Raw genomic sequence first — 9342 nt, forward strand, 5'->3', positions numbered from 1 at the left:
CCTGCGCTAGATGAAATTCACGTGGGGGGACGGATTGCGCAGCCGCCACAGGTAACCGTTGATCTCGTCCATGCGGCAGTTCTGACGGCAGTCCTGGATGTCCAGCCCCCGACGGATCAAGCCCAGGTTCTCCACCCGGCGCGTCCCTTCCCAGATATCCTTGAACGTGTCCCGCACGAGGTTTCCGGCGTTGAAACGCTCGTCGCCCAGATAGGCGCTGCATGTGTACACGTCTCCCGAGGAGGCGACATAGGCCCAGAAGAACGGGGTGGCCAGGCAGGTCGCGTAGTCTTTGTCCCTTGCGAGCTTCTTCATCGTCCGGGACCGGAACACCACGTGGAAGCGGTCCGTGGCGAGCTCGGCCAGCTGCTCGGCGAGAGGGAGATGCTCTTCGTACCGGATGTTCTCGTAGGTCCGGGTGACGCTGAATTTGTGCTGGGAATAGGGTTTGACCACGAGGTAATCGACGCCGATCTCGTCTCTGCAGATCCTGGCCAGGGTGAGAGCTTCCGAGGCGTTCTCCGGCAGCAGGAGCATCTGCAGGCCGATGGTCGTCCCGCGCCCGTGGCTGTCCCGCGCCGCCACGGCGCGCCGCAGGTTGTCCAGGACCCGGGAGAAGTCCTCCCGCTGGGTGTTGTGGACTCGGGCATACGTGTCGGGGCGTCCGGCATTGAAGCTGACCTTGATCCAGCTGGTCCGTGGGAGCGTCCGCTCGATGAACGCCTCGTTCATGAGCACCCCGTTGGTGGTGAAGGCGATGTCGATGCCCGCATCGACGGCGGCCCCGGCAAGATCGTTGATTTCCTTGTGGAGGAGCGGTTCTCCCTCCCCGGCGAACATCACGCTCTTCACCCCCAGGGCCCCCATCTCCAGGAGCCTGTCCCGCATGACCGGGGTCGGCAGGGAGCGGGGGGCGTAGCCCATGTAGTCGAGGGCGCAGAACGTGCACCGGTGGTTGCAGGCGCCGATGGGCGAGATCTCGACATAGATCGGATAGACGGATTTCGCCGCTTCCGGATCGTCCGCGGCCCGCAGCCAGGCCGCCACCCGTTCCGGATGGAACAACAGCTTATGGCTGTCGATGCGAAATCTGTCCTCTCCCATCAGCACACCTACCTTTTCAGAAGCCTGAAGCGGCGCCGCGGCCGTCACGCCGATCGCAAGGCAACCGGGAGGCAAGGCTCCCCGTTGCGCGGCAAGGGGCCGGCTCGCCGGATGGTCCGGCGCTTCCGTCCGCTGTTTGAACAGGCCCGCCCGGCCCGAAGGCGCAGAGGCGGGCATCGCCCGACGCCGTCACTGCGGACCCTCGCATCACTTGAGCATGGCGATGATGCTCTTCATCATCGGCACTTTTTCCAGGGGCGTCTTGTTGCAGATTGTGCCTACCGCGAGGGCGCCCGCCACATTGCCCAGGAACCCGGCAACCTCCATGGGGACGTTCTGCGCCACGCACAACGAGGCCACGGTGAGCACCGTGTCCCCGGAGCCGATGCGGTCCACGACCTTCCCCGTGAAGGCGGGCACTTCGTGGAAGCCCGTGTCTTCATCGTAGCACAGACACCCCTCCTTGCCCTTGGTGATGAGCATGCGCGGGCAGCGGCGTCGTGCGGCGGCCTGGCGCACCAGCGTGCGGAGGCAGCCGTCGCGGCATCTGGCCTCGAGCCGGAGCTCCTTTTCCGAAATACAGAGGAAGTCCGCCCTGGGATACTTGGAGATGGTGTTGTAGCCGTAGTTCCCGGCATTGACCTGGGCGTTGACCGCAAGAAAGGGGGCACGCTCGCAGAGCGTCTCCACCAGCTTGGCGTCCAGGAGGCCATGCCCGTAATCGGCCACCACGACCAGATCCGTCTGCGGAAGGATGCGTTCGAGGGATTCCGCAAGCGCTTCGCGGCTGCCCTCCGACCCCGCGCAGCCGTTCATGTGGTAGACCTCGAAGAGCTTCTGGAAGGGATACTGCTCGACATACCTGCGCTTGACGATGGTCGGCCCGCTGTCCCGAACGAAATGCGGCCTGACGGCCGGATCGAGGCTCTGCCGGACGAACGCCTCGTTGGAGTCGATCTCGCCGAGGCTGCTCAGCAGGGTCACCTTGTCGGTGAAGGCGGCCAGATTGTTGGCGATGGCGAGGATTCCGCCGGGATACATCTCCGAAGCCACGTGGCGTGCCGCGAGAATCGGCTCCTTCCCGGATTTGCCGAGCGTGTCGCAGAAGACGTATTCGTCGAGGATGGTTTCTCCAAGCGCCAGAACCCTGACCCGCGAGGCGTTCTCCAGGCAGGCGAGCACGCTCTCCAGATCGTGGCGGCGCGAGAAATCACGCAGGTAGGCCCGCACGGGCTCCGGGAAGGGTGAGAAGAACTCGTTCAGGAGATTGGAGGAACTGAAGGTGATGTCGTCGGTGAAGTGTATCCTGCCTCCGCAGCGGAGCACGGCCTGCTCCTCGTCGCGGATTTTCCCGGTCTTGTCGTTGGCGGCGTCGCGGTACTCCGAGCCCTTGATGTAAATGTCCGGCCGCAGCAGCGCGATCGCCTCGACGGCCGTGGGCCAGGGGTTGACGGCCACGTAATCCACGCACTCCAGGGAGGCGATGCTTTCGGCCCTGAGCTCGTCGGAAAAGACTGGCCGGTGCGGCCCCTTGTTGACGTGCTCGTCGGCGGTGATGGTGACCACAAGGAGGTCGCCGAGCGCCTTGGCCTCCTTGAAGTGGCGGATGTGGCCGATGTGCACGAGGTCGAAAACGCCGTGACAGTGCACGATCTTCCGGCCCCGACGATCGGCCAGCTCCCTGGCCAGGCCGTCAAGATCCCGGATTTTCAGTGAGCTTTCGGCTTTTCGCATAGAAACCTCATACTCTGCGTTGCAGGTTCAGGCAAGAAACTCGAACCACGTCTTCGTTGCCTGGGCGATGCTCTGTTCTGTCCAGACCGGCGCGTTGCGCCACAGGTGGACGTGGCTGAGCATGACCGCAACTCCCTGCTCGAAGCCCACCGAAGGCCGCCATCCGAGCAGGTCCCGCGCCTTGGAGATGTCCGCGTGGGTGACGTCGGGCTCTCCGGGGCGCTTCGGGATGTGCGTCTTGTCCCCTCCAAGCAGCTCCACCAGTCTGTTGACGGTCTGCGGACAGCCCGAGCCGATGTTCACCGCCTCCCCCGCAGCATCGGAGCGCGCGGCGGCCATGAACGCTTCCACAACGTCGCTCACGAAAACAAAATCCCTTGTCTGCTCGCCGTCGCCCACCACCGTGTAGGGAGCGCCCGCCAGCTTCTGGGCAAGAAAGACGCCGAAGACGGCCCCGTATGCGCCGCTGGTCCGGGAACGGGGGCCGTACACGTTGAACAGCCTGAGCGCCATGCAGGGAAGAGAATAGACCTTGGCCCAGTGCATGACGTACGTTTCGCCGACGTACTTGGTGTGCGCGTAGGGGTACATGGTCCTGATGGGGGCGGTTTCCGGCGTGGGGTAGCTGTCGGGGATGCCGTAGCACGACGACGACGACGCATAGACGAACCGTCCGACCTTGGCCTTGCGCGCGGCCTCCAGCACGTTCAGCGTGCCGTCGACGTTGACCTCGTGGTAGCGGACCGGGTTGTCGATGGACGGAACAATGTCGGCCAAACCAGCCAGGTGGAACACCCAGTCCGCACCGGCGAAGAGTTCCGGGGGGATCGACGCCGCGATGTCGACCTCGTGCAGCGTGCATCCGGGATGCTCGGCCACCTGGCTGAGGTTTTCCCTGCGGCCAGTCTCCAGGTTGTCCAAGACGACCACATCGAATCCATCGGCCACCAAGCGGTCGACCAGGTGGCTCCCGATGAATCCGGCCCCGCCGGTGACTACCGCTTTCATCTGTTCCTTTCTCCTCCGGCCAGCGACGACCCGTCGCCCCCGCGTGCGGAGGCCGACATCAAAGCCGCCTGCAACCTCTTAAAATCATGTTCAGAAGGGTGGAAAACCTACTTGACCTTCCGGGTCAGCGTCAACCATTCAACCCTCTGAGGACGCGCCCCGGACCCCCGGAGCGCTCCGCCGGGCGAATCCGCCCCATCGACGTTCATTCACTCACTGAATGGTTATCGGCAAAAACGTCCCGTCACTTTAGACCGCCGACACGAAATCAACCTTGCAAATTTCGAACCGGACCGATTCCTGCCACAGCCCGAACCCGGAGGGGATCAGAGTCGGCCCTTTCCGCCGACATCGCCGGACCGTATGGCCCATTCTTGACACTGGAGTCTATCCGTTGCATTTAAAATGAAAAAAAATGCGAGATTGCACCTGGCCCATGGACGCTCGTCGCGGGCGACAGAAGCCACGAAGGGACCTGCGTGAAAAACATAGCCGTTGCCAAGGAACTAGGGGTCTGCATCGTTTCCCCGCGAAACATCCTCTACGAGGAGGGCCAGTGCCTTCACCGCTTTTCGAATCATCAACCCTTGTGGGATTTTGAAGACACGAGAACCAAAACACCGTTCCTGTTCGGACCGCAAAGCCCTCCCCTTTTCGACACCCTGCCCAGGAACACAGACATCGCGGAAGCTCTGCGAGCCACGAAGCTGGTGTGCTTCATCGGCGCCTGCCCGAGCGAGGCGCTCGACCGTGCGCGAAAAACCGAAGGCGCCGTATGCCTTGTCTTCGAGCCAAACGCCGAAAAACTCGAAGAGTATCTTGGAGGCATCAAGGCGCGCACCCACCTCTCCAACCGGACGATCTACTTCTCGGGAGACCCGAGGCATTTGTCACAGTCCCTCGCGGCCATTCTCCCGGAGACATTCGCGGATGTCGGATTCCCGGTCTTCTTCATCCAGGACGGGCTGGACAAACTGGACTTCACCGACCACATCATCAAGCAGGTCGAACTCCATTTCTACAGGAACAAAATCTACTACATCTCGGGTCGGGACCACTATAAGGGCTTCCCGATGCGCCAGATGCTGCGCAGAATGACCTACGACTGCGTCTACCACTCGTACAGCAACATTTCTTTATGCATTCGGACTGGAACATTGTCTGATCTGAAAGACAAATTTTGCGGGACAAGCGCCATCCTGATCGCAGCAGGCCCAGGACTTACGGAGAAAATCGACTGGATAAAAAGTCAGCATGAAAACGCCGTCACGATCGCAGTGAACAACGCCCTGTCCCCCCTGCTCAACAGCGGCTTCCACCCGGATTTCGTCGTCATCAACGACACGTCACGGGTAGCTGGCAGATCGCTGGACCAGTTGCCACGATCCGTCGATTCCTCGCTGGTCGGCCACTGCCTTTCCAGGTTGACGCTTGAACCCTTTGCCAACCTCTTCGTCTTCGGCAATTACGAAGGGCAGCCATTCCCAACGCGCGATTCCCTCCTGCTGCACGGGTCGGTGATCACCACCGCCTTTTCCCTCGCGGAACACATGGGGTGCGACAGGGCCTATCTCGTCGGCGCGCAACTTGCCTCGAGCCATCCCTTCAAGCTGAGCTACGCGCGCGGCACCGCGCATGGAGAGTACGACGGCCAGTGGGACCCCGCGCAGCTACCGAACAGGTTCCCGCAACTCTACCCGGTGACGGCCGCTGACGGTTCGACGATGTTTACCACGCTGAATTTTTTCGATTCCTGCCAGTGGCTGATCGAGAGGATCCACGGGTCATCCGTGGAAGTCATCAACACCGCTCCCGACTCGATCATTTACAGCAACAGGATCAAGATTGACCAGAACCCGCGCATCCCGCAATCAGCACTGATCAAGCAACAGAGACATGGCATCGCCATGTCCACGCCGTGCAGCAACCATGAACGCATATCGGTCTACATCAAACATGAACTCGAGTACTGGCGAAACAGCCTCAAGCAGGCCTCCACGCTTCTCAAACAGCTCAAAACGCCTTCCGAGAACGACATCCTGTTGGCCATGCATTATATATCGGAATGCGACAAGGACAACAGGTCCTTCATGCTGACCCAATACGACACGTATGACAACGAAACTTTCCACAACTTGATGACCAGCACCAACGACCTGACCGGCCCCAAGAACGGAGCGGAATACTACCTGAAGTGCCTCTGCGAAATGAGCAACGACCTGTTCAGGCTCCTGCTCGACCAGTTGATGAAGGTGAACCGCGAGGCGCGCGGCATGCGGACAGACTGAACATTGCCGACAGCGCTGCATGGGCACACCAACCTCTCACGCGCGCGCGACACGCTCCGCTGTACGGACCGCGAGGCGGCGCGGATCGGGAACCACCCACCCCTCACGCACGCGTGACACGCTCCGAGCCGGACAATTTCCCTGCGCCTTGTCTGCGGCTATCTTGAACTGGCTGCACGAATCGACTCGTTCGACGGGCATCCAGGCCTGCCCCGTGCCCTGCGGGGACGCCTGGGGAAACAGCTTCAGAATCGACGGTTTCGCCTGGCTGCTGGTGTCGCGTCCAGGAAACGCCGGAACATGATTTCAGGATGAAAATCCATGACTCCGGCGGCACACCCGGGCCGTCCCAGGAGGCGTGCCGTGGAGACGCGGCACGCGACGCCCGGGAGGAACCGGCGGACGCCCCCGGGGGGCCCTTTGCCCGGACCGTCCAATGCCCGGCCCGCACGTCAGCGCACGGCGCGCGCGGCGGCCCGGCGGGCCTTGAGGAACTCGATCACCCCGGGCATGATCGAGAGCACGATGATCAGGTAGATCACCTTGTTGAAGTTCTGCTTCACCAGGGGCAGGTCGCCCACCAGGTAGCCCAGGCCCACCAGCCCGCCGATCCAGAGGATGCCGCCGCCCACCGAGAAGGTGAGGAAGCGCGGATAGTGCATGTTGCCGATGCCCGCCACGAACGGGGCGAAGGTGCGCACGATGGGCATGAAGCGGGCGATCACCACGGTCTTGCCGCCGTGCTTCTCGTAGAAGGCGTGGGTCTTCTCCAGGTGCTTCTTGTTGAGCAGCCAGCTGTCCTCGCGCTTGAACACGGCGGGCCCCAGGGTGCGCCCGATCCAGTAGTTGGTGTTGTCGCCCAGGATGGCGGCGGCCGTGAGCAGGCCTATGGTCACCAGGGGGTCCAGGCTTCCCGCTCCGCAGAACGCGCCAAGGATGAAGAGCAGCGAGTCGCCCGGCAGGAACGGCGTGACCACCAGGCCCGTCTCGCAGAAGATCACCAGGAACAGGACTAGGTAGGTCCACGTTCCGTAGGAGTTCACGAGCATCTCCAGGGTTTCCTTGATGTGGCCGAGCATCCAGACGAACTGGCTAACGTATTCCATGGCGGTTCCTTGATGGTGGTGGTGGCGCGCCGCAGGAAGGCGGCGATCGGGTGGCGGTTTCATACGGCCTGACGCCCCTTCAGGCAAGCCAAAAGCACCCGCCGGGCGGCGCTAGTCCAACAGGACAAACACGTCCATGCGCATGCCCACGGGAATCTCCACGCCGGGGGTGAACTCCACCAGGGTCTCCAGGATCTTGGTGTCCAGGCGCTCGGCCGGGTCGTCGGTGCGCACGTTCTTGCGCCCGAGCATGCGCGCCACGCGGATCACCCGGCCCTCGAAGCGCCGATCGCCGTAGGCGTCGGCCACGGCGTAGGCCCGCTGCCCAACGCGCACCTTGTCCACGTCCTTCTCGTCCACGTCGGCGCGCACGCGAAGGACCGTCACGTCGCCCACCGTGACCACCGGCGACTCGAAATTGGTGGAGACCATTTCCCCGGCCCGGCGGTGCTTGCGCAGCACCACGCCGTCGATGGGCGAGCGGATGAGCGCCTTCTCCACGTAGGCCCGGGCCTCCTCCAACTGGGCCACGGCGCGGGCGTGCTCGGCCTCGGCGCGGCGCACGTCCTCGGCGCGGCTGGGGTCGTTGACCAGATGGAAGCGCTGGCGGGCCTGCTCCTCGCGCTGACGGGCCACCAGGAAGTCCTTCTCGGCGCGGTCTGCCTCCTCGCGCGAGATCACGCCCCGGGCCACCAGATCGGTACGACGTTCGCTCTCTCGCCGGGCGTTGGCCGCCACGGAGGTGGCCTCGCGCAGCACGGCCGCCGCCTCCACGCGCTCCATGGCCCGCGCGCCCGCCACAACCTTGTCCAGGGAGGCCTTGGCGGAGGCCACGCCTGCCCGCGCCTGCTCCAGCCTGGCCTGGATGTCGGCGTCGACCAGGCGCGCCAGAGGCTGCCCGCGCGAGACCTTGTCGCCCTCCTCCACCAGCACCTCGGAGAGCCTGCCGGGGATGTCGAAGCCCAGGCGCATCTCCTCGCTGGCGGGCTCCACGCGCCCGGCGGCGGCCACCCACTTCCCCGAACGCGGGATGCGCCCGGCCACGCCCTGGTCCTCGGCCGAAACGCAGGGCGTGATGGATACGATCAACAAGGCCAGGGCCAACGCCGCATGCTTCATGACGCCTTCTCCACGGCCCCGAGGCGGCCGTCCTCGATGCGGACGATGCGGTCCGCGAAGTCGAAGATCCTGTTGTCGTGGGTCACCACGGCCACGGCCCGGCCGCGCTCCCGGGCCAGTTCGCGCATGAGCCCGATCACCTGGCGTCCGTTCACCGAGTCCAGGGCCGCCGTGGGTTCGTCCGCCAGGATGATCTCCGGGTCCCCGGCCAGGGCGCGGGCGATGGCCAGGCGCTGCTTCTGCCCGCCCGAGAGGTCGGCGGGCCAGCTGTCGAGCTTGCCGCCCAGGCCCACGGACTCCATGGCCTGCCCGGCCAGGCGTCGGGCCTCGTGACGCGGTCGGCCCTTGAGGTCCAGGGCCACCATGACGTTCTCCACGGCGCGCAGCGTGGGGAAGAGATTGTAGTTCTGGAACACGAAGCCGATGTGCTCCAGGCGCAGGCGGCACAGTTCGCGCTCGGGCAGGCCGGCGGCCTCGCGCCCGCGCACCAGGAGGCTCCCCGCGTCCGGGCGCAGGATGCACCCCATCACGGAGAGCAGCGTGGTCTTGCCGCTGCCCGAAGGCCCCATGAGCAGCACCAGTTCGCCAGGGTGCACGTCCAGGGACACGTCGTCCAGGGCCAGGGTCCTGGCCTGCCCGGAACCGAAGGCCTTGGAGATGCCGCGCACGGAGACGGCGGCGCGAAGGCGTTGCTGTTCCACCTCAGCGCCCCTTGAAGACCATCACCGGGTCGATGCGCGTGACCTTGTTGATGGAGATGAGCGATGCCCCAACGCACATGCCCGTGGTGACGAAAAAAAGCCCCACCGCCAGCCAGGAGGGCAGCAGGATGGAGGCCCCGCCCTTCTCGGCCAGACCCACCAGCAGGTAGCTCAGGGCGATGCCCGGCGTGTAGCCCGCGAAGGCGCTGGCCAGGGCCTGGAGCACGATGATGCGGTGGATGTAGCCCCCCGGAGCGCCCATGGCGCGCAGGGTGCCGAACT

The 9342-nt window shown here is 64.2% G+C and carries 8 protein-coding genes; 1 reads left to right on the plus strand and 7 read right to left on the minus strand.

The window, feature by feature from the left end:
- Positions 1-6: 6 nt before the first annotated feature.
- The 3 genes from ACV4UX_RS05945 to ACV4UX_RS05955 all read right to left on the minus strand — a co-directional run bounded on the left by ACV4UX_RS05945 (position 7) and on the right by ACV4UX_RS05955 (position 3846).
- Complete coding sequence (locus tag ACV4UX_RS05945; RefSeq protein ID WP_491592401.1) at positions 7-1104, minus strand: radical SAM protein; 1098 nt, start codon at positions 1102-1104, stop codon at positions 7-9.
- Positions 1105-1311: 207 nt separating this feature from the next.
- Positions 1312-2838, minus strand: coding sequence for a PfkB family carbohydrate kinase (locus ACV4UX_RS05950; RefSeq protein ID WP_491592402.1), 1527 nt, complete (start codon positions 2836-2838; stop codon positions 1312-1314).
- Positions 2839-2865: 27 nt separating this feature from the next.
- The gene (locus ACV4UX_RS05955; protein ID WP_491592403.1) at positions 2866-3846 is read right to left on the minus strand and encodes an SDR family oxidoreductase; all 981 of its coding nucleotides are present in this window, start codon (positions 3844-3846) and stop codon (positions 2866-2868) included.
- A 479-nt stretch (positions 3847-4325) separates the two neighbouring features.
- On the opposite strand from ACV4UX_RS05955, the gene ACV4UX_RS05960 reads away from it, so the two are divergent.
- Entirely contained in the window at positions 4326-6134 is a 1809-nt protein-coding gene (locus ACV4UX_RS05960; RefSeq protein WP_491592404.1) for a 6-hydroxymethylpterin diphosphokinase MptE-like protein, read from the plus strand.
- Between the two features lie 452 nt (positions 6135-6586).
- On the opposite strand, the gene ACV4UX_RS05965 is transcribed toward ACV4UX_RS05960, so the two are convergent.
- The 4 genes from ACV4UX_RS05965 to ACV4UX_RS05980 all read right to left on the minus strand — a co-directional run.
- Entirely contained in the window at positions 6587-7240 is a 654-nt protein-coding gene (locus ACV4UX_RS05965) for a DedA family protein (RefSeq protein ID WP_491592405.1), read from the minus strand.
- 111 nt (positions 7241-7351) lie between these two features.
- Positions 7352-8359 carry an HlyD family secretion protein gene (locus tag ACV4UX_RS05970; RefSeq protein WP_491592406.1) on the minus strand — a complete coding sequence of 336 codons (1008 nt, stop codon included), beginning with the start codon at positions 8357-8359 and terminating at the stop codon, positions 7352-7354.
- Positions 8356-9060: an ABC transporter ATP-binding protein gene (locus ACV4UX_RS05975; protein ID WP_491592407.1), complete on the minus strand. Its 705-nt coding sequence runs from the start codon at positions 9058-9060 to the stop codon at positions 8356-8358. The genes ACV4UX_RS05970 and ACV4UX_RS05975 overlap by 4 nt, the downstream gene beginning before the upstream one ends.
- 1 nt (position 9061) lies before the next feature.
- On the minus strand, positions 9062-9342 hold a 281-nt coding region (locus ACV4UX_RS05980), incomplete at its 5' end, for an ABC transporter permease (protein ID WP_491592408.1).

Source organism: Fundidesulfovibrio sp. (assembly GCF_058402725.1).

Coding starts and splice junctions, on each gene's coding strand:
- ACV4UX_RS05965 (WP_491592405.1), bottom strand. CDS start 7,240: ATGGAATACGTTAGCCAGTTCGTCTGGATGCTCGGCCACATCAAGGAA.
- ACV4UX_RS05945 (WP_491592401.1), bottom strand. CDS start 1,104: ATGGGAGAGGACAGATTTCGCATCGACAGCCATAAGCTGTTGTTCCAT.
- ACV4UX_RS05970 (WP_491592406.1), bottom strand. CDS start 8,359: ATGAAGCATGCGGCGTTGGCCCTGGCCTTGTTGATCGTATCCATCACG.
- ACV4UX_RS05955 (WP_491592403.1), bottom strand. CDS start 3,846: ATGAAAGCGGTAGTCACCGGCGGGGCCGGATTCATCGGGAGCCACCTG.
- ACV4UX_RS05950 (WP_491592402.1), bottom strand. CDS start 2,838: ATGCGAAAAGCCGAAAGCTCACTGAAAATCCGGGATCTTGACGGCCTG.